General features: G+C 70.8%; 22 protein-coding genes and 2 tRNA genes. 10 read left to right on the forward strand and 14 right to left on the reverse strand.

The window, feature by feature from the left end; translation table 11 throughout:
- Positions 1–12 precede the first annotated feature (12 nt).
- Together rsgA and ACIGO6_RS19185 are read left to right on the forward strand one after the other, a co-directional pair.
- The gene (gene rsgA / locus ACIGO6_RS19180; protein ID WP_399877461.1) at positions 13–1,026 is read left to right on the forward strand and encodes a ribosome small subunit-dependent GTPase A; all 1,014 of its coding nucleotides are present in this window, start codon (positions 13–15) and stop codon (positions 1,024–1,026) included.
- A 149-nt stretch (positions 1,027–1,175) separates the two neighbouring features.
- Entirely contained in the window at positions 1,176–1,499 is a 324-nt protein-coding gene (locus tag ACIGO6_RS19185) for a multidrug efflux SMR transporter (RefSeq protein ID WP_055417941.1), read from the forward strand.
- 7 nt (positions 1,500–1,506) lie between these two features.
- Here the strand turns inward: ACIGO6_RS19185 and ACIGO6_RS19190 are convergent, their stop codons facing one another.
- The gene (locus tag ACIGO6_RS19190) at positions 1,507–2,121 is read right to left on the reverse strand and encodes a TetR/AcrR family transcriptional regulator (RefSeq protein WP_399877465.1); all 615 of its coding nucleotides are present in this window, start codon (positions 2,119–2,121) and stop codon (positions 1,507–1,509) included.
- A gap of 214 nt (positions 2,122–2,335) precedes the next feature.
- Between ACIGO6_RS19190 and hisN the strand changes: the two genes are divergently transcribed.
- Both hisN and ACIGO6_RS19200 read left to right on the forward strand, forming a co-directional pair.
- The gene (gene hisN, locus ACIGO6_RS19195; protein WP_399877467.1) at positions 2,336–3,136 is read left to right on the forward strand and encodes a histidinol-phosphatase; all 801 of its coding nucleotides are present in this window, start codon (positions 2,336–2,338) and stop codon (positions 3,134–3,136) included.
- A 131-nt stretch (positions 3,137–3,267) separates the two neighbouring features.
- On the forward strand, positions 3,268–3,675 hold the full coding sequence (locus tag ACIGO6_RS19200; protein WP_399877470.1) for a cyclic nucleotide-binding/CBS domain-containing protein: 408 nt from the start codon (positions 3,268–3,270) through the stop codon (positions 3,673–3,675).
- Between the two features lie 107 nt (positions 3,676–3,782).
- On the opposite strand, the gene ACIGO6_RS19205 is transcribed toward ACIGO6_RS19200, so the two are convergent.
- The gene (locus ACIGO6_RS19205) at positions 3,783–5,234 is read right to left on the reverse strand and encodes a catalase (protein WP_399877473.1); all 1,452 of its coding nucleotides are present in this window, start codon (positions 5,232–5,234) and stop codon (positions 3,783–3,785) included.
- A 144-nt stretch (positions 5,235–5,378) separates the two neighbouring features.
- Between ACIGO6_RS19205 and ACIGO6_RS19210 the strand changes: the two genes are divergently transcribed.
- A complete protein-coding gene (locus tag ACIGO6_RS19210; RefSeq protein ID WP_399877475.1) occupies positions 5,379–5,795 on the forward strand; it encodes a Fur family transcriptional regulator in 417 nt (138 codons plus the stop codon).
- Positions 5,796–5,915: 120 nt separating this feature from the next.
- Here the strand turns inward: ACIGO6_RS19210 and ACIGO6_RS19215 are convergent.
- The 4 genes from ACIGO6_RS19215 to ACIGO6_RS19230 form a co-directional block, all read right to left on the reverse strand.
- Positions 5,916–5,989: transfer RNA gene (locus tag ACIGO6_RS19215), tRNA-Met, on the reverse strand.
- A 255-nt stretch (positions 5,990–6,244) separates the two neighbouring features.
- A complete protein-coding gene (locus tag ACIGO6_RS19220) occupies positions 6,245–8,062 on the reverse strand; it encodes a tetratricopeptide repeat protein (protein ID WP_399877478.1) in 1,818 nt (605 codons plus the stop codon).
- A gap of 230 nt (positions 8,063–8,292) precedes the next feature.
- Positions 8,293–8,366 (reverse strand) — tRNA-Met (locus ACIGO6_RS19225).
- 87 nt (positions 8,367–8,453) lie between these two features.
- Positions 8,454–11,435, reverse strand: a complete 2,982-nt coding sequence (locus tag ACIGO6_RS19230) for a UPF0182 family protein (RefSeq protein ID WP_399878181.1) — start codon at positions 11,433–11,435, stop codon at positions 8,454–8,456.
- A 164-nt stretch (positions 11,436–11,599) separates the two neighbouring features.
- Here ACIGO6_RS19230 and ACIGO6_RS19235 point away from each other — a divergent pair, with 164 nt between their 5' ends.
- Complete coding sequence (locus tag ACIGO6_RS19235) at positions 11,600–12,142, forward strand: PPA1309 family protein (protein ID WP_399877481.1); 543 nt, start codon at positions 11,600–11,602, stop codon at positions 12,140–12,142.
- Between the two features lie 41 nt (positions 12,143–12,183).
- On the opposite strand, the gene ACIGO6_RS19240 is transcribed toward ACIGO6_RS19235, so the two are convergent.
- The 4 genes from ACIGO6_RS19240 to ACIGO6_RS19255 form a co-directional block, all read right to left on the reverse strand.
- Positions 12,184–13,278 (reverse strand): PDZ domain-containing protein, encoded by a 1,095-nt coding sequence (locus ACIGO6_RS19240; RefSeq protein WP_399877483.1) that lies wholly within the window; start codon positions 13,276–13,278, stop codon positions 12,184–12,186.
- Between the two features lie 55 nt (positions 13,279–13,333).
- Positions 13,334–13,498, reverse strand: coding sequence for a hypothetical protein (locus ACIGO6_RS19245; protein WP_399877486.1), 165 nt, complete (start codon positions 13,496–13,498; stop codon positions 13,334–13,336).
- Positions 13,499–13,648: 150 nt separating this feature from the next.
- The gene (locus ACIGO6_RS19250; protein ID WP_399877488.1) at positions 13,649–14,110 is read right to left on the reverse strand and encodes a molybdenum cofactor biosynthesis protein MoaE; all 462 of its coding nucleotides are present in this window, start codon (positions 14,108–14,110) and stop codon (positions 13,649–13,651) included.
- A gap of 112 nt (positions 14,111–14,222) precedes the next feature.
- Positions 14,223–15,344, reverse strand: a complete 1,122-nt coding sequence (locus tag ACIGO6_RS19255) for an SDR family oxidoreductase (protein WP_399877490.1) — start codon at positions 15,342–15,344, stop codon at positions 14,223–14,225.
- A 192-nt stretch (positions 15,345–15,536) separates the two neighbouring features.
- Between ACIGO6_RS19255 and ACIGO6_RS19260 the strand changes: the two genes are divergently transcribed.
- Both ACIGO6_RS19260 and ACIGO6_RS19265 read left to right on the forward strand, forming a co-directional pair.
- A complete protein-coding gene (locus tag ACIGO6_RS19260) occupies positions 15,537–17,000 on the forward strand; it encodes a zinc-dependent metalloprotease (RefSeq protein WP_399877492.1) in 1,464 nt (487 codons plus the stop codon).
- Positions 16,997–17,512 (forward strand): NUDIX hydrolase, encoded by a 516-nt coding sequence (locus tag ACIGO6_RS19265; RefSeq protein ID WP_399877494.1) that lies wholly within the window; start codon positions 16,997–16,999, stop codon positions 17,510–17,512. Before ACIGO6_RS19260 ends, ACIGO6_RS19265 begins: the two co-directional genes overlap by 4 nt.
- Before the next feature lie 62 nt (positions 17,513–17,574).
- Here the strand turns inward: ACIGO6_RS19265 and ACIGO6_RS19270 are convergent, their stop codons facing one another.
- The 4 genes from ACIGO6_RS19270 to ACIGO6_RS19285 form a co-directional block, all read right to left on the reverse strand.
- Positions 17,575–18,330 carry an AIM24 family protein gene (locus ACIGO6_RS19270; RefSeq protein ID WP_399877497.1) on the reverse strand — a complete coding sequence of 252 codons (756 nt, stop codon included), beginning with the start codon at positions 18,328–18,330 and terminating at the stop codon, positions 17,575–17,577.
- Positions 18,331–18,347: 17 nt separating this feature from the next.
- Complete coding sequence (locus tag ACIGO6_RS19275; protein ID WP_399877498.1) at positions 18,348–19,028, reverse strand: AIM24 family protein; 681 nt, start codon at positions 19,026–19,028, stop codon at positions 18,348–18,350.
- Between the two features lie 13 nt (positions 19,029–19,041).
- Complete coding sequence (locus tag ACIGO6_RS19280) at positions 19,042–20,748, reverse strand: TerD family protein (RefSeq protein ID WP_399877501.1); 1,707 nt, start codon at positions 20,746–20,748, stop codon at positions 19,042–19,044.
- Between the two features lie 133 nt (positions 20,749–20,881).
- The gene (locus tag ACIGO6_RS19285; protein ID WP_399877504.1) at positions 20,882–21,478 is read right to left on the reverse strand and encodes a M48 family metallopeptidase; all 597 of its coding nucleotides are present in this window, start codon (positions 21,476–21,478) and stop codon (positions 20,882–20,884) included.
- A 235-nt stretch (positions 21,479–21,713) separates the two neighbouring features.
- On the opposite strand from ACIGO6_RS19285, the gene ACIGO6_RS19290 reads away from it, so the two are divergent.
- Together ACIGO6_RS19290 and ACIGO6_RS19295 are read left to right on the forward strand one after the other, a co-directional pair.
- Entirely contained in the window at positions 21,714–22,928 is a 1,215-nt protein-coding gene (locus ACIGO6_RS19290) for a TOMM precursor leader peptide-binding protein (RefSeq protein WP_399877506.1), read from the forward strand.
- Positions 22,921–24,360 carry an ABC1 kinase family protein gene (locus ACIGO6_RS19295; protein WP_399877509.1) on the forward strand — a complete coding sequence of 480 codons (1,440 nt, stop codon included), beginning with the start codon at positions 22,921–22,923 and terminating at the stop codon, positions 24,358–24,360. Before ACIGO6_RS19290 ends, ACIGO6_RS19295 begins: the two co-directional genes overlap by 8 nt.
- The last annotated feature ends 100 nt before the right edge of the window (positions 24,361–24,460 follow it).

The following is a 24,460-nucleotide window of genomic DNA, read 5'->3' on the forward strand; positions in this document are numbered from 1 at the left end:
GGACGGTTCGCCATGCGCCGCTACGGCAAGCACACCGACGAGGACGACATCCGCTCCCGTCCCAACCGCAAGGGCAACCGGCCGCGCACCCACATCCGGCCCAAGCACGAGGACGCCGCCGCGGGTCTGGTCCTCACCGTGGACCGGGGCCGGCTGACCTGCCTCGTCGAGGACCGGGTCGTCATGGCGATGAAGGCACGGGAACTGGGCCGCAAGGCGGCGATCGTCGGCGACCGGGTGGCGCTGGTCGGTGATCTGTCCGGCACGAAGGACACCCTCGCGCGCATCGTGCGCATCGAGGAGCGCACCTCGGTCCTGCGCCGCACGGCGGACGACGACGACCCCTACGAGCGCGTGGTCGTCGCCAACGCCGACCAGCTCGCCATCGTCACCGCCCTCGCCGACCCCGAGCCGCGCCCCCGCCTGATCGACCGCTGCCTGGTCGCGGCGTTCGACGGCGGCCTCACCCCGCTGCTGGTGATGACCAAGTCCGACCTCGCCCCGCCCGACGAACTGCTCGAACTGTACGGCGCGTTGGACATCCCCTACGTGGTCACCAGCCGCGAGGAACTGGAGAACGGCGACGCCGCCGACCGCGTACGGGAGCATCTGGAGGGCAAGGTCACGGCCTTCGTCGGCCACTCGGGCGTCGGCAAGACGACGCTCGTCAACGCACTGGTCCCCGAGGACCGCCGCCGTACGACGGGACACGTCAACGCGGTGACGGGACGCGGCCGGCACACGACGACCTCGGCCCTCGCGCTGCCGCTGTCCTCGGACACGGGCGGCTGGGTCGTCGACACCCCGGGCGTACGGTCGTTCGGCCTCGCGCACATCGACCCGTCGCGGGTGATTCACGCCTTCCCCGACCTGGAGCCCGGTACGGAGGGCTGCCCGCGCGCGTGCAGCCACGACGAGCCCGACTGCGCGCTGGACGCGTGGGTCGCCGAAGGTCACGCCGACCCGGCGCGGCTGTACTCGCTGCGCAGGCTGCTGTCGACGCGGGAGCGGAAGGAGGGCGACTGACCTCCGCGTTGTTTGCCGTACCGCGAGATCGGTAAGTGCATAATCGCACCAAGCCGGATCCAAGCCTGAGCAAAGTCCGGACGAAGCCGGGTAGCGACGAGGACCAGGCGACGCAGCGGTCACGGTACGGGACTACGGGAGGACGAGACATGGCGTGGCTGCTGGTCATAGTTGCCGGGGTGCTCGAAACCGGGTTCGCCGTCTGCCTGAAGCTGTCGCACGGCTTCACCCGGCTCTGGCCCACCGTCGCCTTCTGCGTCTTCGCGCTGGGCAGTTTCGGCCTGCTGACCATGTCCCTGAAGAAACTCGACGTCGGCCCCGCGTACGCGGTGTGGACCGGCATCGGCGCCGCGGGTACCGCCATTTACGGCATGGTGTTCCTGGGCGACCTGGTCTCGACCCTGAAGATCGTCTCGATCAGCCTGGTCATCATCGGCGTGATCGGTCTGCAACTGTCCGGCTCGGCCCACTGACCGGACGTCAGGACGTCAACTGCCGCGCGAGCGCGGATCGTACGAGGTCCGCCACCCCGACCTCGCCGGGCGGAGCCGCGACACAGGACAGCGCGAGGCGCACGGCCAGTTCGCAGGAGCGGGCCAGCTCGGCGGGGCCCGGTGAGGGAAGCGTGCCGGCACCGTTCAGGACGGCCACGGCACGGTCGCGGACGAGGGCCACGAAGTCGCCGGGCGCGGGCAGCGGACCGTCGGCCCGGCGCTGCGCCGGCACCGCGGAGGAGGACGGCACCGCCGTCAGGGTCGGCGAGGGCAGCCGCTCGCTCCAGCATCCGGTGAGCAGGGCCCGCACCAGCGCGTTGTCCCGGGCGGCCGACGCGGTCCACTCGGCGGTCGCGGTGAGGCGCTCGCAGGGGTCGCCTGGGCCCGAGAGCGCGCGCTCCACGCCGATGAGATAGCCGTCGGCCTCCCTGCGGACGAGCGCCCGGGCGAGCCCCTCCTTGCTCCCGAACTCGTTGTACAGCGTCTGCCGGGACACCCCGGCCGCCGCCGCCACGTCCACCATCCGCACAGCGGACCACGGCCGACGCGCCAGCGCCGTACAAGCGGCATCGAGCAGGGACTCCCGGGCTGCAGGCACCATCGCCTCCCTCGGGCCGACCGACTTGGTGCCCAGATTTGACGGGTATGGGAGCACTGTCAAGACTCACGACAGACCTCCGCCCCAGCTGCGGACAGTCGTGCCGCCGCAGCTGCGGGCAGTCACCCCCGCCCCGCGCCAACGCACCCGCACGCAACACACCACCCCGCCAAACCCTCAGTGGCCCCGCCCCGCCCCCGCCCGATACCGTGACCGCATGGCCGACTACCTCGACGACCTCCGCCTCGCCCACGTCCTCGCGGACGCCGCCGACGCCGCGACAATGGACCGCTTCAAGGCCCTCGACCTGAAGGTCGAGACCAAGCCGGACATGACCCCGGTGAGCGAGGCGGACAAGGCCGCCGAGGAACTCATCCGGGGCCACCTCGCCCGCGCCCGCCCCCGCGACGCCGTCCTCGGCGAGGAGTACGGCGTCGAGGGCACCGGCCCCCGCCGCTGGGTGATCGACCCGATCGACGGCACCAAGAACTACGTGCGCGGCGTCCCCGTCTGGGCCACCCTCATCGCCCTCATGGAGGCCGGCGAGGGCGGCTATCAGCCCGTCGTCGGCCTCGTCTCCGCCCCGGCCCTCGGCCGCCGCTGGTGGGCCGCGAAGGGCCACGGCGCCTTCACCGGCCGTAGCCTGACCTCCGCCTCCCGGCTGCAGGTCTCCCAAGTCTCGACGCTCTCCGACGCCTCCTTCGCGTACTCCTCGCTCAGCGGCTGGGAGGAGCAGGGCCGACTGGACGGCTTCCTCGACCTGACCCGCGAGGTGTGGCGCACGCGCGCGTACGGCGACTTCTGGCCGTACATGATGGTCGCCGAGGGCTCGGTGGACCTCTGCGCGGAACCCGAGCTCTCGCTCTGGGACATGGCCGCGAACGCGATCATCGTCACGGAGGCGGGCGGCACCTTCACCGGCCTCGACGGCCGCCCCGGTCCGCACAGCGGCAACGCGGCGGCGTCCAACGGCCGACTGCACGACGAGTTGCTCGGCTATCTCAACCAGCGCTACTGAGCGCCGCCAACTCCCCCTCCGCGCCCCCTTGTTGACCCGCGCTTTACCTGCCACTCTGAGGGTTCCCCCACTTGTGAACTTGTGAATCCATGAACCAACTCATGGATCACCGGCAGGAGGTGGCTCCACCCATGCTCGTCCGCGAAGCCATGAGCACGGTCGTCCTCACCATCGGCCCCGCCCACACCCTCCGCCAGGCCGCCGCACTGATGTCCGCGCGCCGCGTCGGCGCGGCCGTGGTGTACGACCCCGACGCCGGCGGCATCGGCATCCTCACCGAACGCGACGTCCTCGTCTCCGTGGGCCTGGGCCAGGACCCGGACACCGAACGCGCCCACGCCCACACCACCACCGACGTCGTGTTCGCGACGCCGTCCTGGACCGTGGAGGAGGCGGCCGGGGCGATGGCGCACGGCGGCTTCCGCCACCTCATCGTCCTCGACGGCGGCGAGCCCGCCGGCATCGTCTCGGTCCGCGACATCATCCGCTGCTGGGCGCCGGCCCGCCCGCGGCACAACGCACCGGTGGTGACGGCCTGACGGACGGGAACGACACACGACAACAACGAACGGGAACGACGAACGGGCCGGACCCCCGTTCCCGGGGATCCGGCCCGCCGCTACGACAAGCGGTCCAGTGCTGGACGTCAGCCGCGCAGGGCCTGGACCGCGGCCTCCAGCCGCTTGCCGAAGTCACCGTCGGCCTGACGGAAGTTGTTGATCGCGCGCTCGATGATGTCCTCGCGCGAGACCTGGGAGATGGCACCCGCCAGGTTGTTCACCAGGCGCTCCTTCTCCTCGTCCGTCATCAGCCGGTAGAGGTTGCCCGCCTGGACGAAGTCGTTGTCCTCGGCGTGCGACGGAGCCTCGGTCTCACCGGTGACACCGGAGACCGCGACCGGCTGCCACAGCGCCCGGTCCGTCTGGAACGGGCCGCCGAAGCTGTTCGGCTCGTAGTTCTTCGCACCCTTGTGGCGACCGTCGTACAGGAAGCCGTCACGGGAGTTGGTGCGCGCCTCGGTGGCGTGCGGGCGGTTCACCGGCAGGTGGTCGGCGTTGATGCCGACGCGGTAGCGGTGCGCGTCGCCGTAGGCGAACAGACGACCCTGGAGCATCTTGTCCGGGGACGGACCGATGCCGGGCACGAAGTGCGCCGGGGAGAAGATCGACTGCTCGACCTCGGCGAAGACGTTCTCCGGGTTGCGGTTGAGCTCCAGCTTGCCGAACCAGACGATCGGGTAGTCCGCGTGCGGCCACACCTTGGTCAGGTCGAACGGGTTGAAGCGGTACGTCGCGGCCTCGGCGACGGGCATGATCTGCACGCCGACGGTCCAGGACGGGAACTCGCCCCGCTCGATGGCCTGACGCAGGTCGCGCTGGTGGGAGTCGGGGTCCTCACCGGCGAGCTTGTCGGCCTCGGCCTGGGTGAGGCACTTGATGCCCTGGTCGGTCTTGAAGTGGTACTTGACCCAGAAGGCCTCGCCGGCCTCGTTGTTCCACTGGTACGTGTGCGAACCGAAGCCGTCCATGTGGCGGTACGACGCCGGGATGCCGCGGTCACCGAACAGCCAGGTCACCTGGTGCGTCGACTCGGGCGACAGGCTCCAGAAGTCCCAGACGTTGTCCATCTCCGTCGAACCCGTGTAGGGGTCGCGCTTCTGGGTGTGGATGAAGTCGGGGAACTTGATGGCGTCCTTGATGAAGAACACCGGGGTGTTGTTGCCGACGAGGTCGTAGTTGCCCTCTTCGGTGTAGAACTTCAGCGCGAAGCCGCGCGGGTCACGAACGGCGTCCGCCGCACCCAGGTTGCCCGCCACGGTCGAGAAGCGGAGGAAGGTCTCCGTCTCCTTGCCGACCTCGGACAGGAACTTCGCCCGCGTGTACTTGGTGACATCGGCGGTGACCGTGAAGGTGCCGTAGGCGCCGGCGCCACGGGCGTGCACGACACGCTCCGGGATGCGCTCACGGTTGAAGTGGGCCAGCTTCTCCAGGAGGAGCTGGTCCTGGACGAGCACGGGGCCGCCGACGCCCGCGGTCTCGCTGTTCTGGTTGTCGGCTACCGGAGCACCGGCCTCCGTAGTGAGCGGTCCCTGAGTCACGTACGCCTCCTGCGCCAATCCTGCAAAACCTGTCCCTTGGCTAATGCCACTGCCGATCCTACAATGGACAATGTCTAAGTCAAGCAAGACTCCAAAGTCACACACGTTCGGGACCTGGTCCCCCTTGCTGTTAGGCTGGTCTGTATGAGTGACCTACTGGAACGGCTGCGTGGACGCGGCTGGCGCATGACCGCGCAGCGGCGCGTCGTGGCCGAGGTCCTCGACGGCGAACACGTCCACCTGACGGCCGACGAGGTGCACGCCAGGGCCGTGGACAAGCTCCCCGAGATCTCCCGGGCGACCGTCTACAACACCCTGGGTGAGCTCGTGTCGCTCGGTGAGGTGCTGGAAGTCGCGACGGACAAGCGCGCCAAGCGCTACGACCCGAACGCGCACCAGCCGCACCACCACCTGGTCTGCGCCCAGTGCGGTGCGATCCGCGACGTCCACCCGATCGGCAACCCGCTGGCCGATCTGCCCGACTCGGAGCGCTTCGGCTTCACCGTCTCGGACGTCGAGGTGACCTACCGCGGCACCTGCCCGAACTGCGCCGCGGCGTAAGCCACTCCACACGCACGAAAGCCCCGGCACCGATGGGTGCCGGGGCTTTGGCGTGGGGACGTACGGCAGTCAACGCACCGAGGGCCGGAACCCTTTCGGATTCCGGCCCTCGGCCTTCAGTAGCGGGGACAGGATTTGAACCTGCGACCTCTGGGTTATGAGCCCAGCGAGCTACCGAGCTGCTCCACCCCGCGTCGATGAATGGAACATTACGTCAACCGCACGACCAGAAGCAAATCACCCCCAGCCCAGCTGCGGGCAGTCGTGCCTCCCCCAGTGCCTGAACGGCCCGGGAGGCACCCCCAGGGCGGCACGGGTGGGCGGTGGGGGTCCCCCGCTCGAGCGAAGCCGAGAGTGGGGGAGGCACCCCGTAGCGCCGGGCCGCGCGACCCACCCCCGTCCAGCACCAGCACCCGGCGCTTCCCAACGCGCCCAAGCTCAGCGCAGCGTCACGCCGACAACTCCTGCCGCAACGCATCCCGCAACCGAGCCGCCCGCTCCGCCACCTCCCGCGGCCCCAGCGACACCGCCCGGTCCGCCCACCGCTGCCCCTCCGCCAGCTCCCCCCGCCGCGCGCAGACCAGCGCGAGCCGCAGCGCCGCCCGCCCGTGCCCGGCGTCGGCCGCCCGGCGCCACCACACGACGGCCTCCGGCTCGCTCCCCTCCCGGGCCAGCAGCAGCCCGAGATTGAACGCGCCGTTGCGGGACCCCGCCTCGGCCGCCTCCCGGTACCACTGCGCCGCCTCCACCACGTCCCCCCGCGCCGCGGCCAGCATCCCGACCCGCACCTGGGCCCGGCGGTGCCCCTGGGAGGCCGCCCGCTCGTACCACTCCTCGCACTCGGACCTCTCCCGCGCCGGCTCCCCCAGCTCGTGCGCGGGCGGGGGCGGCCGGCGTGCGTCGAGTACCGTCGCCAGCCGGTACGCGGCCTCCGCACTGCCGCCCCCCGCCGCGCACCGCAGGAACCGCTCGGCCTCGCGCTCGTCCCCGTCGCGCAGCCGCGCCATGCCGACCTGCAGCGCCGCCTCCGTGTGCCCGGCTGCGGCGGCCCGCTCGTACCAGCGCAGCGCGGCCCGGTCCTCGTGCCGCCCGGCGTGCAGGATCCCGAGGTTGAAGGCGGCGTCGACGCTGCCCGCCTCGGCGGCCTTGGAGAACCACGGCTCGGCGCCGGTCTCGTCCCCGCTCTGCAGAAGCAGGATCGCCAGCGCGTTGGATGCCTCCCGGTGTCCGGCGTAGGCGGCCCGCCGGTACCACTGCTCGGCCTGCGCGGTCCGTCCCTGTTCGGCGCAGAGCAGTCCGAGGTTGTACGCCCCGTTGTCGTCCCCGGCGTCCATCGCGGCCCGGTACCACCGCTCCGCGGTCTGGGTCTCGCCGCGCTCGGCGTGCAGCGCGCCCAGCGCGTTGGCCGCGTTGCCGTCGCCGTCCTGCGCGGCCCGCAGCCACCACACGGCGGCGCTCTCGGTGTCGCCGGCGTCCCGCAGCAGGAAGCCGAGCGCGCAGGCCGCGCGTGCCTCACCGTCCTTGGCCGAGGTCAGGTACCAGCGGCCGGCCTCCTTGAGCTCGCCCCGCTTCTCCAGGATCGCCCCGAGGTGGAGTGCGGCCCGCCGGTGGCCGCGCGCGGCGGCCTGCCGGTACCACTGCTCGGCCCCTTCGGCCGGCGCCGCCCCGTCGTCCTCGGCCTTCCTCCCGGCGCGCCGGTCCAGCGTCCGGGCCAGCCGGTACGCGGCCTCCCGGTGCCCACGCTCCGCGGCGGCCCGCATCCACCGCTCGGCGCCGGCGTCGTCGCCCCGGTGTTCCAGCAGGTCGGCGAGTGCGTAGGCGCCCAGTACATGGCCCTGTTCGGCGGACTGGCACAGCCAGTACTCGGCGGCGGGCTCGTCCCCGCGCTCACGGAAGTGCCTTCCCAGCGCGTGGGCGGCCGCGGCGGACCCGGCGACGGCGGCGATCCGCCACCATCCGGCGGCCTCGTCGGCGTAACCGCGCTGGTGGAGCAGGACGCCCAGGTTGTTGGCGGCGGCTCGGTCACCGGCCGCGGTGGCGGCGCGCAGATGGGACTCGGCCCCGTCGAAGTCGCCGCGGCGCAGCAGCATCGCGCCGAGGACGCTCATCGCCTCGACGTCACCGGCATCGGCGGCAAGCCGCCGGCGTACTTCCTCGGCGGCCTCGTCGGCGGCTTCCTGAGCCTCGTCCGCGGTGTCCTCCTGACCGGACGGCTGGGCAAAACGCCCTGTCCCGAACAGATTTGCCATGTCCCCCATAACGTCCATCGTCGCACCACCTGCAACCTGGGTACATCCGGTATACCGCAGCCAGTGAGGTCACTTCAGCGTTTTGTCGACATGCCCACAGGGAGACAAGTCAAACACAGATCTCCTCAACTCCCCTTGCCGACGCGGCCGTCGCCACCATCGGTACATGCGTTCGCACATCACGAAGGCCCGGATCCCTGGTGGGATCCGGGCCTTCGTGGTCGCTCGCACGTAGCTCACGACTTCAGTAGCGGGGACAGGATTTGAACCTGCGACCTCTGGGTTATGAGCCCAGCGAGCTACCGAGCTGCTCCACCCCGCGCCGTTGTGTTCACAACCGTATCACGGCGCGGGATGGGCCTTGACCAGCTCGAATGCCCGGCTCGAGCTCCCGGCTCGAGCGGCGGGGTCAGCCGCCGCCGGAGCCCCCGGTCGGAGTCGGACTCGGACTGGCCGTGCCGTCCCCGCTCTTGTCGCCCGGGTTCTTGTCGTCCCCGTTCTTGCCGCCGGCGCTCTGGTCGGCCTTGGCCTGAGCGTCCTCGGCCCGCTGCAGCGCCTCCTCCAGGTCCTTCTGCGCCTCGGCGTACGCGGCGAGGTCCTTCTGCTCCAGGGCCTTCTGGCCGGCCTCGAAGGCCTTCTGCGCATCGCTCAGCGCTTCCCGGACCGTGGGGCTGGTGGACGTCGGTGGCGGCTCGGCCGTGTCGTCACCCTCCTCCGGTGGTGGCTCGGTCCCGGTCCCGGACTCCTGCGCTCCGAAGACCTTGCTGAGGGCCTCGTCGAGCGTGTCCTCGAAGGCGGTGGTGCCTCCGTAGCTCACCAGCACCTTGCGCAGCAAGGGGTACTTGAGGTCGCCACCGCGTACGTAGACCGGCTCCACGTACAACAGGCCTCCGTCGAGCGGCACCGTCAGCAGGTTTCCGTACTCGACCTCCGAGTCGCCGCCTCTCAGCAGCCTGATGGACTCGGCGATGTCCTGTTCGGAGTTGAACTGGCTCTGGACCTGTTTGGGACCGTCGACGGTCGTGCTCGTCGGCAGTTTCAGGATTCTGATCTTGCCGTAGCCCTCCGTCCCGGCCTCGGCGTCGACCGCCATGAACGCGCTGAGGTTGTCCCGCCCGTTGGGCGTGAACGTCGTCGTCAGCGAGAAGGCCTGCTGGTCCTGGTCGGGCATCTTCATGCTCAGGTAGTACGGCGGCACCGCGTCGCCCGACTTGTTGGTCGGGTCGTCCGGCACCTGCCACACCTCGCTGCCGCTGAGGAAGGTGTTCGCGTCCTTCACGTGATAGCGGGTGAGCAGCTCGCGCTGGACCTTGAACAGGTCCTGCGGGTAGCGCAGATGCGCCATCAGGTCGCTGGAGATCTCGCTCTTGTCCTGCACCGTGTCCGGGAACGCCTTCATCCAGGTCTTCAGGACCGGATCCTGGGTGTCCCACTCGTAGAGCTTGACGTCACCGCTGTACGCGTCGACGGTCGCCTTCACGGAGTTGCGGATGTAGTTGACCTGGTTCTGCTGGGCCACCACCGCACGCTGGTCGTTGGCCGCGGTCAGCGAGTCGGCCGTGGTGTCGCCGAGCGTCGTGCGGGAGGCGTACGGATAGCCGTTCGTCGTCGTGTACGCGTCGACGATCCACTGGATACGGCCGTCCACCACCGCGGGGTAGGCGTCACCGTCGATGGTCAGCCACGGGGCGACCGCCTCGACGCGCTCCTTGGGCGTGCGGTTGTACAGGATCCGCGAGCCCTCGCCGATCGCGCCGGAGTAGAGGATCTGCGGCTCGCTGAACGCCGCCGCGTACGCCGCCCGGTTGATCGGGTTGGACAGGTCGACCCCGCCGTCGCCCTTGTAGCTGAAGGTCTTCTCCCCGGTGTCGTCGGAGTAGTCGATCTCCTTCTGGGGACCGCCGACGATCGAGTAGGTGGTGGTCTTCTCGCCGTAGTAGATCCGCTGCTCGTACCTCGGGAGGTCGCCCTCGGACGGCAGGTTGGACTCGGTGAAGACCGGGCGGCCCTCGGAGTCGACCTGGGTGCCCTTGGCCGCGACCACGCCGTAGCCGTGGGTGTAGCGGAAGTGGTTGTTGATCCAGTTCTTCTTCGGAATGCCGGCGAGATTCAGCTCGCGCAGACCGATGACCGTGTCCTGGTCCTTGCCGTCCTTGGCGTAACGGTCGACGTCCAGGTTGGTCGGGAACGCGTAGTAGTTCCGCATCTGCTGGAGCTGCTGGAACGTCGGCGAGATGACATTCGGGTCCATGATCCGGATGGATGCCGCGGCATCCACGTCGTCACGGAGCTTGGTCTTGTCCTTGGTCTCGCTCTTGCCCGCGTACTCGGAGACCTGGGTGCCCTCGATCCCGTATGCCTCGCGCGTCGCCTTGAGGTTCTTCTCGACGTACGGCGCTTCCTTGGCCTGCTCGTTCGGCTGGACCTGGAACTTCTGGACCAGGGCCGGGTACAGACCGCCGATGAGGATCGCGGAGAGCACCATCAGGCCGAAGCCGATCACGGGCAGCTGCCAGGTGCGCCGCCACAGGGTGGCGAAGAACAGCAGCGCGCAGATGACCGCGATGCAGAAGAGGATCGTCTTGGCGGGCAGATAGGCGTTGGCGTCGACGTACCGCAGACCCGTCCAGTTGTCGGTGGCCTTGAAGTCGCTCGACTTCACCGCCAGCCCGTACCGGTCGAGCCAGTAGGCGACGGCCTTGAGGGCGACGAAGACACCGATGAGCACCGAGAGGTGTCCGGTGGCCGCGGCCGTGGCGCGCGCGCCCGGGCTGGTGACGCGCAGTCCGCCGTACAGGTAGTGGGTGAGCGCGGCGGCGATCACGGAGATGATCACGGCTGCGAAGCCGAAGCCGAGCAGGAACCGGTACCAGGGCAGGTCGAAGGCGTAGAAGGAGACGTCCAGCTTGAACTGGGGGTCCTTCTGGCCGAACGGCACGCCGTTGACCCACATCAGCCAGGTCCGCCACTGGCCGGCCGCCGAGGCGCCGGCGATCAGGCCGACCAGGGCGGTGATGCCGAACAGCAGCCACTTCTTGTACGGGGCGATGCCCATCCGGTACCGGTCGAGGTTCTGCTGCTCCATCGACATGGCGCTCAGCGGCGGCCGCAGCCGGTGGGCCAGCCAGATGTTGAACCCGACGGCGAGCGCCATCAGCAGACCGAACACGAAGAAGAGTCCGATCTTGGTCCACAGGGTCGTCGTGAACACCGACGAGTAGTGGACCGACCGATACCACAGCCAGTCCGTCCAGAAGCCCGCGAACATGGTGAACGCCATGCCGAGCACGGCGAGGACACCAAGAGTCATCAGCAGGGTTCGGACACGCCGGGACGGGCGGCCCACTCTGATCCGCGGCCCCGTCGGGGGGCCTCCGCCGCGGTCCGGCATCTGGAAAGCCAAGGTGCGCACCTCGAAGTTCGCTGTTGATCCGTCAGGCCCTCGGGTTCGCGGGCCCCCCGTGCGCCCCCGTGATCGTGGGCCCACACTTATGCAACTTACTCATCGTTTACTCGGTTCCCGATTCGGGCCAGTAACGAGGCAGGATTGTGACCATGTCCAACACCCCCATGGCAGCGAGCCCCCTCACCCGGGCCGTACTCGAGATCGACGAGTACGTCTCCGGCCTGGGCTGGGACCAGCCCGCACGCCTCTTTGCACTTGTCGACACCGCGCGGCTGCGGGCCGACCAGCCCTCGCTCGCGGACCGGCTCGGTCTGCAGGACGAGCCGGAGAGCTCCGGCCTGACCCCGATCGAGCAGGACGAAATTCCAACGGACCAGCCTCTGGACGAGTTCCTGGGCACCATCGCCTGGCCCGACGCGGTGGTCGGGTGCGCGCTCGTGGTGGAGCGCCTGATGCTGCCGCCGTCCGCCGAGGCGCAGGTCCCGCAGGGCCTGAACGAGGCGAAGCTGGCGCGGTGGGTGGCGGAGCACCCGGACCGCCAGGAGGTCCGCATGACGGTCGCGGTGCTGCGCGACGGCGCCCGCGACTCGGCGCTGCGGCTGCGGGAGAAGGACTCCGCCACGGAGGTCCTCACGGGCTCCGACTTGGTGCCGGGGCTGGCGCAGGCGCTGACCGCGACGTTCGAGGAGTAGTCCCACGGGCCCCGAGGGGCCCTGCGTGGCCGCCCGCTCGGTCAGCCGGTCGTGCACTTCGGCAGGTCGCCGGTCTTCCCGGAGCGGATGTCCTCAAGTGCGCCGAGGGCGTCGTCGATGGTGTCCACCTTCACGAGGGTGAGCCCGTCGGGGATGTCCTCGGCGGCGGCCGCGCAGTTGTCGGCGGGCGTCAGGAAGTACTGCGCGCCCTTGTCGCGCGCCCCGATGGTCTTCATGCCGATGCCACCGATCGGGCCGATCTTGCCGTTGTCGTCGATCGTCCCGGTGCCGGCGACGAACTTGCCGCCGGTGAGGTCACCCGGAGTGAGCTTGTCGTAGATGCCGAGGGCGAACATCAGGCCGGCGCTCGGGCCGCCGACGTCGGCCAGCTTGATGTCGACGGAGAAGGGGAACGTGTGATCGGTCCCCGCGGAGATTCCGACGATGGCGCGCTTCTCGCCCGCGTCGTCGGAGGCCGCGGTGGTGATCGCGACCTTCTGCGTCCGGGTGGGCGTCCGCCCCTCCTTCTCCGCGGCGGCCTGTTCCTTGGCGGGCACGATGGTGAAGACGACGTCCTGCCCGGGCTCGTGCTTGGTCACCAGTTCGGCGACGTCGGCGGGCTTCTTGACCGCGGTGCCGTCCACGGCCTTGATCACGTCACCGGCGTGCAGCCTGCCCTCGGCCGGGGAGTCCTTGACGACCGTGGAGACGACCACCCAGGACTTCACCGGGATGTCGAGCGCCTTCAGCGCGGCGACCTTGGCGCTCTCCTGGGACTGGCTGAACTCCTCGGCGTTCTCCTGGGTGGCCTCTTCCTCGGTCTTGCCGTCCGGGTAGAGGGTCTCGTGCGGCACCACGCGGTTGTCGTGCGCGAGCCACCCGTAGACGGCCTCCACGAGGTTCATCCGGTACTCGGCGCTGGTGACACGGACGGTGGTCATGTTCAGATGACCGCTCGCCTCGTAGGTCTTGTGCCCGGAGATCTGCAGCACCGGCTCGCCGTCGTGGTCCCCCAGCGTGTTCACCGTCGGCCCCGGGGACATCTCCGAGTACGGCACGGGAATGAACACACCCGCGCACAGGAGCGCGATCAGCATCAGGGTGGAGGCGAGCATCGTCGCGGTGCGGCGTGGCATGGCACGACAGTACGGGACGTGACTGTCAGAGCACCGTCAGGGCTGCGCCGTCCGGTCAGGCTCCGGTGCGGGGCCGCTCCATGGCCTCACGGAACCGCGCGTACCCGTCCAGCTCGGGACCGTCGCTCCGGGCCTTGCGGGTCCGGTTGGCCCAGCTGCCCCACAGACCCGCGCCGACAGCAGCCAAAAGCGGAATCAGCAACCAGGCAAGTGCTGCCATGCCGACCTCCCAACCCCGTGAGTGTCCGCCACTGACTGATCAGCAGATTAACCATCCGCAGTGACAACGCTCACGCCGGGGTGCCGGTTACGCAACCGGGGCCACACGGTCACACAGGGGTGCAGGGGCTCAGGGGTGCAGGGGCCGCCTTCAGCAGGCGCCCACCCATTCCTCGGTGCCGTCGGAGAACGTCTGATGCTTCCAGATGGGCACTTCGTGCTTCAGGTCGTCGATCAGCTTGCGGCAGGCGTCGAATGCCTCTCCCCGGTGCGGGCACGACACCGCGACCACCACCGCGAGGTCCCCGACCTGCAGATCCCCCACGCGGTGTACGGCCGCGAGGGCCCGTACGGGGTACTCCGCGACGACCTTCTCCGCGATCCGCCGCATCTCGGCCTCGGCACTGGGATGGCACGAGTACCCGAGCCGGTCGACGTCGGTCCCGCCGTCGTGGTTCCGCACGGTCCCCACGAACAGCGCGGTCCCCCCGGCCGCGTCGTCCCCGACGGCCCGGAAGACCTCGTCCACGGAGAGGGGCGTCTCCCGGATGCCGATCAGCTTGACGGGGTCCGGTGCGGCCTGCTCACCGGGGTGGTCGTTCGTGGTTGCCATACGCCCATCGTGCCCCACGGCACGGACAGCGCGGAATAGCGCTATCACCCGGCACGCGCGCGTACCGCTTTGGAGCCTCCTACAGGGGGCCGATCAGGCCGCAGGAGCCCGCTCAGATCCGGCGCCGTGCCTTCCGCGCCCGCCGCACCACCGCGGCCGCGCCCAGCAGCGCCACCGTCGCACCGGCGGCTCCCGCGGCCGTGGCGTCCTTGCGCCCGAGGCGCCGCCCGGCGACCGTGTGCCGCCCGGAGACCTCCTCGAGCAGCTCCGCGAGCACCTCCTCGTTGGTGTACTTCGGCCGCCATCCGGCGTCGTGCAGCCGGCTGCCGCTCACCACCCAGGGGTACATCGTGTAGGCCAGGTCCCCGGCCGGTGAGGGCGTCAGGCCGATCCGGTGCAGCCGGGCCGCCGCACCGAGCGCGACCGCCGACGGCAGCTCCATCCGCCGGATCCCGCTGAGCTCCTCGACCTCCTCCTGCTCCAGCCACCCGTCGCACCCGACGGCCAGCTCTCCGTCGGCCTTCTCCAGAACGGCGTACTCCAGAGCGCTGCACAGATCGTCGACGTGACAGAACTGCCAGGCCGGCCGGGACCCGGCCACCACGAGCAGCCGTGGCGACTCGAAATACCTGGTCAGTGCGGTGTCCACGCCTCCGACCAGCACCGCGGGCCGGACGACGGTCACATTGAGCCCGGGATGCGCGCGCGGCGCGCGGCGCGCGAGCCGCTCGATCTCCAGCAGGTCCCCGACGCCCGTGGCCTCGGCCGTGGCGCGCAGCTCGGCGTCCTCGGACAGCGGCAGCTCGTTGTCCTCGAGCGCGCCGTAGACCATCGCGGACGTGCACAGCACGACCCGGTGCACGCCGGCCGCGGCGGCGGCGGTCAGGACGGTCTGGGTCCCCCGGACGTTGTAAGCCGTCCGGGCGGCCGCGTCGGTCTCCAGATCGAGGTCGAGCGCCAGGTGCACCACGACGTCCGCGCCGCGCAGCTTCTCGGCGATGGCCGGGTCCCGTACGTCCAGGATCTGCCACTGCGCCGCCGCGCACTCGCCACGTCGTTCGTCGATGGCCACGACCTGCCTGACCTCGTCGGACGCGGCGAGGCGCGCCGTGAGCAGCGCGCCGATCCCGGAGGCGGCTCCGGTGACCGCGACGACGGGTCCGCGCGCGCCGGAGCCGAGGGAACTGGTTGACTGGTTTCGCGCTGCGCGAACCTGCGGATCTGGGGAACTCACCGGGCGTCTCCAGCGGTTGTCTTCAGTACGGGCGCGCTCGACGCGTACGTACCAGGTGGCATCCATCCTGCCGCAGGCCGTCAGTCGGCGAAGCACCGAGGCCCGAACCGCCCCGGGTGTCTACGCTGGGTGGTGAAGTCGGGCAGCCGTGCCGCCGGAAAGAACCGGCGGCCTTACCAGCCGAGGAACCCCGTGAGTGACACCCCATTCGGATTCGGCCTTCCGCCGGAGGAGCCGGACCACGGCGACGAGGGCAAGAAGAAGGACCAGCAGAGCGGCGGTGGTCAGGGACCGGCCAACCCGTTCGGTTTCGGGCTGCCCGGTGCCGGAGGCCTTGGCGGCCCCGGCGGTCCGGGTGCGGACAACCCGTTCGCCGCCATGTTCGGTTCCATGAACCCCACCGACCTGGGCGCCGCGTTCCAGCAGCTCGGCCAGATGCTCTCCTACGAGGGCGGCCCGGTGAACTGGGACATGGCCAAGCAGATCGCCCGCCAGACGGTCTCCCAGGGCACGCCGGACGGTACCAAGGACGCGAGTGTCGGCCCCGCCGAGCGCAATGCCGTCCAGGAGGCCGTCCGCCTCGCCGACCTGTGGCTGGACGACGCGACCGCCCTGCCCTCCGGCGCGGGCACTGCGGTGGCGTGGAGCCGTGCGGAGTGGGTCGAGGCGACCCTGCCCGCCTGGCGCGAGCTGGTCGACCCGGTGGCCGAGCGCGTCGGCACCGCCATGGGCGACGTGCTGCCCGAGGAGATGCAGGCCATGGCCGGCCCGCTGATCGGCATGATGCGTTCCATGGGCGGCGCCATGTTCGGCACCCAGATCGGGCAGGCCGTCGGTGTGCTCGCCGGTGAGGTCGTCGGCTCGACCGACGTGGGCCTGCCGCTCGGCCCGGCCGGCAGGGCCGCGCTGCTTCCGGTGAACGTGGAGGCGTTCGGCAAGGACCTCGGCGTGCCGCAGGAGGAGGTGCGGCTGTACCTCGCCCTGCGCGAGGCCGCCCACCAGCGCCTCTTCGCGCACGTGCCGTGGCTGCGCTCGCACCTGTTCGGCGCGGTCGAGGGCTACGCCCGCGGGATCAAGGTCGACACGGCCAAGCTGGAGGACGTGGTCGGCCAGTTCGACCCGCAGAACCCCGAGCAACTGCAGGAGGCCCTCCAGCAGGGCATGTTCCAGCCGGAGGACTCCCCGGAGCAGAAGGCGGCCCTGGCCCGTCTGGAGACGGCTCTGGCACTCGTCGAGGGCTGGGTGGACGCGGTGGTGCACGCCGCCGCCAAGCCGCGCCTGTCCTCCGCCGACGCGCTGCGCGAGACGCTGCGCCGCCGTCGCGCCACCGGCGGCCCGGCGGAGCAGACCTTCGCGACGCTGATCGGCCTGGAGCTGCGCCCGCGCCGCCTGCGCGACGCCTCCCGTCTGTGGGCGTCCCTGACGGACGCGCGCGGTGTCGACGGCCGGGACGGCCTGTGGGCCCACCCGGACATGCTGCCGACCGCGGACGACCTCGCTGACGCGGACGGCTTCGTGCACCGCGAGCAGCTCGACTTCTCCGAGCTGGACAAAATGCTCGGCGAAGCGGCAGGCAAGCACGCCCCGAAGCCCGACCTGAAGAAGGACGAGAAGGACCAGGACGAGGCCGACGGCAAGGACGACGACACCGAGTGAGCCTCCACGACGACGCGGTCCTGGCCCTGAAGGCGTACGAGGGCCAGGACGAGCTGCGGCAGGTCTATCTGGACCACCTCGCGACACACCCGGACGGCCTGTGGAAGGCCTGCGGCGACGGGCACATCACGGCGAGCGCCCTGGTGATCGACCCCTCGCGCGATCAGGTCCTGCTCACCCTGCACAAGAAGCTGCGCATGTGGCTGCAGATGGGCGGCCACTGCGAGCCGGCCGACGAGACCCTGGCGAGGGCGGCGCTGCGCGAGGCGACCGAGGAGTCGGGCATCACGGACCTGGCCCTGGTCCCCGGCGGCCCGGTGCGGCTGGACCGCCACCACACGCCCTGCGCCTGGCACCTGGACGTCCAGTACGCGGCGGTGGCTCCGGCCGGGGCCGTGGAGGCGATCAGCGACGAGTCCCTCGACCTGCGCTGGTTCCCGTACGCCGAGGTGCCGGACGTGGCCGACGACTCGGTCGTACGCCTGCTGGAGGCGGCCCGCGCCCGGCTGTGAACGCGTAACGCGTAAGGGGTGACCGCCATGGCGATCACCCCTTACCGCACTGCGCTCGGCCCTCAGCTCCAGACGTTGCCCTGGTTCTGGCCCCGGGCCCCCTGCTGACCCATGCCGTACTGCGCGGCCAGGCCCGATCCGAGCTGGGCGTTCTGCGGCGGCAGCAGCTCGCTGGGCTGGACGAGCGCGAAGCCGCTGCCCATGAAGCTGAGCTCCCAGCCCTCACCCGTGCTGCCCCGGCGCCGCCACACTCCCGAGGAGTGCGTCTGGGCCTGCATCTGCACGCGCAGGCCGGTGGACCAGGCGACGATCGCGTCCGCGTCGCAGTTGACGTACTTGTCGGGAGTCACCTGCATCAGCAGCGGGGCTCCCGAGGTCATCAGGGCGACCTTGCCCCGGCCGGTGATGTTCAGCTGGTACTTCCCCGAGCCGGAGATGCCGTACAGGCTGTCGACCGCGATGACCTCGTGGTGGAGGGACGAGTCCATCGCCAGCACGTAGCTGCTGTCGACGGTGAGACCGTCCTGGTCGACCTCCATCACGTGGACGCACTGGGCGAGGTTGGCGAAGAAGACCGTGCCCTGCCCGTGGCAGCGCATCAGGTCCAGGCCCTCACCGGTGTGCGCACGCGCGCGTGACTGGTTGTTGCTCTGGTACTCGGCGTCGAACTCGACGAGCCCCTGGTAGGCGACCATCGTGCCCTTGCGGGCGAGCACGTCGTCGTGACCCTCCAGGGCGACGCGGAGCATGTGCTTGTTCTGCAGGCTCCAGGCTTCCTGGGTCTGCTGGTCGTTGTAGGCGAAAAGCGGGCTCTGCATGATGTTCTGGCTCCCCCTCAGCCCCGGACCCGGAGGCGGTCGGTGCTGTCCTCGCTGGGCTGGACGACGACGATGCCCTGACCGGAGAAGGCCATCTGGAAGGCCTCACCGCTGCCGCGGCCGATCAGCGACTGCGCCTTGAAGCTGCGCTTGCCCTTCACCTTGAGGTTCGGGGACCAGGCGACGAGTGCGTCCGGGTCGACGTACGTCTCGTCCTCGCCACCGCCGCAGTCGACGACGATCGGCTTGCCCCGGGAGGTGAGGGCGACCCAGCCCTGTCCGGAGATCTTCGTGTTCCACAGGCCCTGCCCGGCGAACTTCGCCAGCCCCTTGACCCGCTCCACTCCCCACGTCAGATGGGCGTCGAAGGCGAGCAGGTTGGTGGCGTTGACGGAGATCCCGTCGCCGTTGAGGTTGATGACGACGACGTTCGCGCCGTAGTCGGCGAGGTAGAGCAGACCGTCGCCGGAGCACTTCATCAGGGGCGCGCCCTCACCGGTCATCCAGTCCTTGGCGATCTGGCGGACGGCCGGCGGGTTGGGCTCGTACTGGACGAAGCCCTCGTAGGCGACCATCGACCCCACGCGCGCGAGGAGGTCGTTTCCGGTCTGCATGGCGACCTTCAGCATGTGGTTGCCGTGGTTCTCCATGCGGGCGGTGACCGGTGCGGGGGCGTAGCCCGCGAGCGGCTGGTTCATGTCGGGCTCTCCCTCAGATCTCGTACGGCTGGACGATGATGAAGTTGCCGGGCGCGGCCCGGAACTGCAGGTTGACGCTCTCGCCCGTGTCGCCGGCGTAGGAGTTGCGACGCATCCGCACCTGGCTGGAGACGACCACCTGGGCGGCGGCCGACCAGGCGACCACGGCGTTGCAGTCGGCGAAGGTGGTGGGCGTGACCGGCAGCACCACGGGCACGCCGTGCGTCTTGACGACGATCGTGCCGGTGCCCTGGAACTGCATCGTGAACAGCGCGCCGCCGGGAATGCCGTGGCCCTCGATGCGACGGACCTCGTACTGGAGGCTCTCGTCGAAGGCGAGGACGTTCTCCGCCGAGACGCACACCGCGTCGCCCTGGAGCTCGATGGGGTGCAGCATCGCGGAGTTGTCGGCGAGGAAGACCTGGCCCTTGCCCGTGCAGCGCATCAGCTGCATCTCCTGGCCGGTCGCGTTGCCCACGACCCGGCCGGTGAATCCGGCGCCCTTGTAGCTGAAGTCGACCTTGCCCTGGTAGAGCACCATGCTGCCCTGCCGGGCCAGTACCGGCTGGCCTTCCGCACCGAGGTCCACGCGGACGAGCTTCTTGTTCTGCTGGGTCCAGCGCTGACCGGTCGCCGTCTCCCGGAACTGCTGGAGCGCCGCGCTGACACCGGCACCCTGCGGCGCGCCCTGGGGCATGCCCTGCGGCACGCCCTGGGGAACCTGCTGGCCGTACCCCGGCGGCGGCACCGGCTGCCCGTACCCCTGAGGCGGGGTGGGCTGACCGTAGCCGGGCGGTGGGGCCGGGGCCTGGGGGGCCTGCGGCAGGCCGTAGCCGGGCGGCAGCGGGGCGGTCTGACCGGGGACCTGGCCGTATGGCGGCGGCTGCTGACCCGGCTGGGCGTACGGCGCGGGGGCCGGGGCCGGTGGCGGCACGGGGGAACCGCCGGGCGGCGTGTTCATGGGCGCGACGATGGTCGGCTCGGCGTGCACGTTCGGCGCGGGGGGCGGGGTGGCGCCGGGCGGGGGCGCGAAGCCCTGCGGCGCGGGCTGGGCGGGCTGGACGGGCTGCGGCGCGGGGGCCGGTGCGGGAGCGCCGAACGCCGGCGGCGCGGCGGCCTGGGCGGGCGGGGCGAAGCCGGGGACGGCGCCGGCCTGGGGCTGCTGCGGCTGCTGCGCCGCGGGCGCCTCCTCCTGGGCCACCTCTCCGCCGAAGTTCCTCAGCAGCGCGTCGAGCCCGCCGTCGAAGCCCTGGCCGACGGCGGCGAACCGCCACACGTCCTTCAGATAGAAGTCGCCCAGCATCACCGCCCGCTCGGTGGAGAACTCCGCGCCGCTGAACGGGTAGCGGGCCACCTCCTCACCGCCGGCGACGATCCGGATGTAGCCGGGTCCGACCTGCGACATCTGGCCGGCACCGTCGATCGTCGCGGTGAAGGACAGCTTCTGGATCTGCGGCGGGATCCGGTCGAGGGTGACCCGGAAGGACTCCGTGTCACCCGCCTGCGCACCCAGGAGCTGGATGGACTCCTCCGGGGTCTTCGGCTGGTTGAAGAACACGAAGTACCGGTCGTCCGACAACCGTTCGTCGGCGTCGAGACCGAAGCAACTGATGTCGAAGGTCAGCCCGGGGGCGGAGATCTGCACGCCTACGTACAGATCCGTGCCCGCGGTGAGGTCACTGATCCTGGCCTTGTGGCCGCGTTGAAATTCCCTGGCCATGCGTTACGACCGTCCCCCATCCGAATGCGAGTGCGTCGCGCCAGGCTAACGGCAATGTCCGACACCGGAGGAGGTCGGTACAGACCCGGTACAGAATGCGTGCGCGGCCGTGTCGGACACCGGCCCGGGCGCGCTACTCGCTGCGGGCCCCGGGGACGTGCGGCAACCGGTCGGCGGCGACCACACCCTCCAGATAGCCCCTGGCCCGCTCGGTGCGCGGATACGCCTCCAGCAGCCGCCAGAACCGGGGCCCGTGCCCGGGGACCAGCAGATGCGCCAGCTCGTGGAGCAGCACGTAGTCGACGACGTACTCGGGCATGCCCTGGAGCCGGTGGGACAGCCGGATGCTTCCTTCGGCGGGGGTGCACGAGCCCCAGCGTGTGTTCTGGTTGGTGACCCAACGGACCGCGGAGGGCCGGGCCCGTCCGTCGAAGTACTGGGCCGAAAGGCGCTCCGCCCGCTCGGCCAGTTCCGCGTCGCCGAGGACGCGCTTGCTCTCCTGGGCGGCGAGCTTGTCCAGCATGAGGCTCACCCAGCGTTGCTCCTCCGCCTCGGACATCCGGGCGGGGATCAGCACGACGGTGCGATCGCCCTCGCGGTACGCGGAGACCGTCCGGCGTCGCCGGTTGCTCCTGCGGACCTCGATCGCGCTCGCCCCCGAGCCGTTCGGCGGCGGATTCGTCGGTGTGCGCTGGGGCGCCCCGGCGCGGTGCAGTGGGTCGGCGGACACGCCCCGACGTTACCCGCTGCACACGGGGAAGTCCCGGCTCCGGGATGCTTCGGTGCCGATCCGCCGCCTCGCCTCCCAGACACGCGACCGACTTGTGTGACGAATGACTTGTACGACGAATAACCACTACCTGTGGACAACTTTCGGCGCCCGGCCGCGGACCGGGGCATCCTGGCACTCGCCGGCGGATTCGCAACCGACCGCACAGACAGCGAAGACATACAGGGGACCAGGCATGCATCCGATGGTGAAGCCCGCACTCAGGCGCGGCTGGCGCGATCTGAACACCGTGCAGTTCGGGATGACGCCGGCGCACGCTCTGACGCTCGGCCCGGTGGACACGGCGACGGGCAGCTTCCTGGAACTGCTCAACGGCACCCGCGGGCCGGCACTCCTGCGCGAGGAGGGGCGCCGCATGGACCTGCCGGACGGACACGTCGACCGGGTGGTGGAGCGGCTGGCCCGGGCCGGGCTCCTCGACGACTCGCGCGGCGGCGGTCCGGAAGCCGAGGCCCTGCGGGAGGAGAAGGAGATCCTGGACCGGCTCCGCCCCGACCTGGCCTCACTGTCGTTGACTACCTCCGAGCCCGGGGACGCGATCAGACACCTGGCCGCCCGGCGTGCCCAGCGGGTGCGGGTGAAGGGTGCGGGCCGGGTGGGCGCGGTGTTGTCCTGCCTGTTGTCGAGCGCCGGCGTCGGCGAGATCGATGTGCGCGACGGTGGATGCGTCGAGCCGTGGGACGTCGCCCCGGGCGGGCTGCCCGCCGAGTCCGTCGGCGACCGCCGGGACGAGACGGCGCGCCGCGTCGTGCGCCGGGCCGCTCCCGGCAGGCCGCCGCGCCGCGGACCGACGACGCCGCCGGAGGAGGGCGACCCGGGTTTCTCCCTGGTGATCCTCGCCCCGCGCGACGACGTCGCGGTCCACACCCCCGACCCCGCCACCGCGGAGTCCCTGATGGCCTCGGGTACGCCCCATCTGTACGCCGGTGTCGTGGAGGGTACCGGCGTCGTCGGCCCCCTCGTGCTGCCCGGCGAGACGGGGTGTGCGGGCTGCCTGCACGCGGACCGCACCGATCGGGACCCGGCCTGGCCGCGCCTGGTGGCGCAGTGGCGCTCCGGCGGGCAACGGCAGGTTGGAGCCTGCGATCTCACGCTGGCCACGGCCGTCGCCGGGCTGGCGGCAGCCCACGCGCTCGCCTTCCTGGACGGCCGGGCCCCCTCGAGCGTCGGCGAGCGATGGGAGGCCTCCCTGCCCGGACTGCGGTGGCAGGCGCGGCCGGTCCCGGCCCACCCCGCGTGCCGGTGCGGAGCCGCCGGGAAAGGTAAGCAGGAACACACCCCCGAGGACCGGGAGCGGCGCGAGACAATGGCTGGGCAATGGCCGTCGGCAGAGGTACGCCGCGAGGCGGGAACGGCGCGGCCGGCTGGGACTTGGAGGGCGCATGTCTGATCTTCCGCGCAAGGCGGTCACCCGGACCGCCAAACTCGCCGCGCTCCCGCTCGGCTTCGCCGGGCGGGCGACCTGGGGGCTGGGCAAGCGGATCGTGGGCGAGTCCGCGGAGATCGTCGGCCAGCAGCTGCAGCAGCGGACCGCGGAGCAGTTGTTCAAGGTGCTCGGCGAGCTCAAGGGCGGGGCGATGAAGTTCGGCCAGGCCCTGTCCGTCTTCGAGTCGGCGCTGCCCGAGGAGGTCGCCGGGCCCTATCGGGCGGCGCTGACCAAACTGCAGGAAGCGGCACCGCCGATGCCGACGCGCACGGTGCACTCGGTTCTCGCGGAGCGGCTCGGAGAGGACTGGCAGGACCTGTTCCTGGAGTTCGAGGACAAGCCGGCCGCCGCCGCCTCGATCGGCCAGGTGCACCGCGCGGTGTGGCACGACGGCCGCGAGGTGGCGGTCAAGGTGCAGTACCCGGGGGCCGGCGAGGCACTGCTGTCCGATCTGAACCAGCTGAGCCGCTTCGCCCGTCTGCTGGGCCCCCTGGTCCCCGGCATGGACGTCAAACCGCTGATCACAGAGCTCAAGGACCGTGTCTCGGAGGAACTGGACTACGACTTGGAGGCGCAGGCCCAGCGGGCTCACGCCGAGGAGTTCGCGGACGACCCGGACATCGTGGTGCCGGACGTCGTCCACCAGTGTGAGCAGGTGCTGATCACCGAGTGGATGGACGGCATCCCGATGTCGGAGATCATCACGGACGGCACACCGGAGCAGCGCGACAGGGCCGGACAGCTCCTGGCCCACTTCCTGTTCTCGGGCCCGGCCCGCACCGGCCTCCTGCACGCCGACCCGCACCCCGGCAACTTCCGTCTGCTGCCCGGCGGGCCGGAGGGCGAGGACGACTGGCGCCTGGGCGTCCTGGACTTCGGCACGGTCGACCGCCTCCCGGGCGGCCTGCCGGAGCCCATCGGGGAGGCCCTGCGCATGACGCTGGACGGCGAGGCCGAGGCCGTCTACGAGATGCTCTGTGCGGAGGGCTTCGTCAAGGAGTCGATAGAGCTCGACCCGGACGCCGTCCTCGACTACCTCCTGCCGATCATCGAACCGGCCAGGGTCGACGCCTTCACCTTCACCCGCGGCTGGATGCGCAGCCAGGCGGCCCGGATCGCCGACCCCCGTTCTCCCGCGTACCAGCTGGCCAAGCAGCTCAACCTGCCGCCGGCCTACCTACTGATCCACCGCGTGACCTTGAGCACCATCGGCGTGCTGTGTCAGCTGGGAGCAACGGTGCGGCTGCGCGACGAGCTTGACGAGTGGCTGGTGGGATTCCTCCCCGAGACAGAGGCGGAGGACGAGACAAGGGCAGAAGAAGAGGACGAACGAGAGGAAGAGGCCGACGCCGTGGACGGCGTGGACGGGGTTGAGCAGGCGGCAGCGGAGGCGTGAGCCGCCGACGGTGAACGCCTGTGGGGGCCGGTCCGTTCGGACGGACCGACCCCCACAGGATGAGCTTCACCTCCCGCACCGGGGAGGCCACCGTTTCGGT

Source organism: Streptomyces sp. NPDC053750 (assembly GCF_044544295.1).
Taxonomy (GTDB): domain Bacteria; phylum Actinomycetota; class Actinomycetes; order Streptomycetales; family Streptomycetaceae; genus Streptomyces.

Coding starts and splice junctions, on each gene's coding strand:
- rsgA (WP_399877461.1), top strand. CDS start 13: ATGCGCCGCTACGGCAAGCACACCGACGAGGACGACATCCGCTCCCGT.
- ACIGO6_RS19185 (WP_055417941.1), top strand. CDS start 1,176: ATGGCGTGGCTGCTGGTCATAGTTGCCGGGGTGCTCGAAACCGGGTTC.
- ACIGO6_RS19190 (WP_399877465.1), bottom strand. CDS start 2,121: ATGGTGCCTGCAGCCCGGGAGTCCCTGCTCGATGCCGCTTGTACGGCG.
- hisN (WP_399877467.1), top strand. CDS start 2,336: ATGGCCGACTACCTCGACGACCTCCGCCTCGCCCACGTCCTCGCGGAC.
- ACIGO6_RS19200 (WP_399877470.1), top strand. CDS start 3,268: ATGCTCGTCCGCGAAGCCATGAGCACGGTCGTCCTCACCATCGGCCCC.
- ACIGO6_RS19210 (WP_399877475.1), top strand. CDS start 5,379: ATGAGTGACCTACTGGAACGGCTGCGTGGACGCGGCTGGCGCATGACC.
- ACIGO6_RS19220 (WP_399877478.1), bottom strand. CDS start 8,062: ATGGACGTTATGGGGGACATGGCAAATCTGTTCGGGACAGGGCGTTTT.
- ACIGO6_RS19230 (WP_399878181.1), bottom strand. CDS start 11,435: ATGCCGGACCGCGGCGGAGGCCCCCCGACGGGGCCGCGGATCAGAGTG.
- ACIGO6_RS19235 (WP_399877481.1), top strand. CDS start 11,600: ATGTCCAACACCCCCATGGCAGCGAGCCCCCTCACCCGGGCCGTACTC.
- ACIGO6_RS19240 (WP_399877483.1), bottom strand. CDS start 13,278: ATGCCACGCCGCACCGCGACGATGCTCGCCTCCACCCTGATGCTGATC.
- ACIGO6_RS19245 (WP_399877486.1), bottom strand. CDS start 13,498: ATGGCAGCACTTGCCTGGTTGCTGATTCCGCTTTTGGCTGCTGTCGGC.
- ACIGO6_RS19250 (WP_399877488.1), bottom strand. CDS start 14,110: ATGGCAACCACGAACGACCACCCCGGTGAGCAGGCCGCACCGGACCCC.
- ACIGO6_RS19270 (WP_399877497.1), bottom strand. CDS start 18,330: ATGCAGAGCCCGCTTTTCGCCTACAACGACCAGCAGACCCAGGAAGCC.
- ACIGO6_RS19275 (WP_399877498.1), bottom strand. CDS start 19,028: ATGAACCAGCCGCTCGCGGGCTACGCCCCCGCACCGGTCACCGCCCGC.
- ACIGO6_RS19280 (WP_399877501.1), bottom strand. CDS start 20,748: ATGGCCAGGGAATTTCAACGCGGCCACAAGGCCAGGATCAGTGACCTC.
- ACIGO6_RS19290 (WP_399877506.1), top strand. CDS start 21,714: ATGCATCCGATGGTGAAGCCCGCACTCAGGCGCGGCTGGCGCGATCTG.
- ACIGO6_RS19295 (WP_399877509.1), top strand. CDS start 22,921: ATGTCTGATCTTCCGCGCAAGGCGGTCACCCGGACCGCCAAACTCGCC.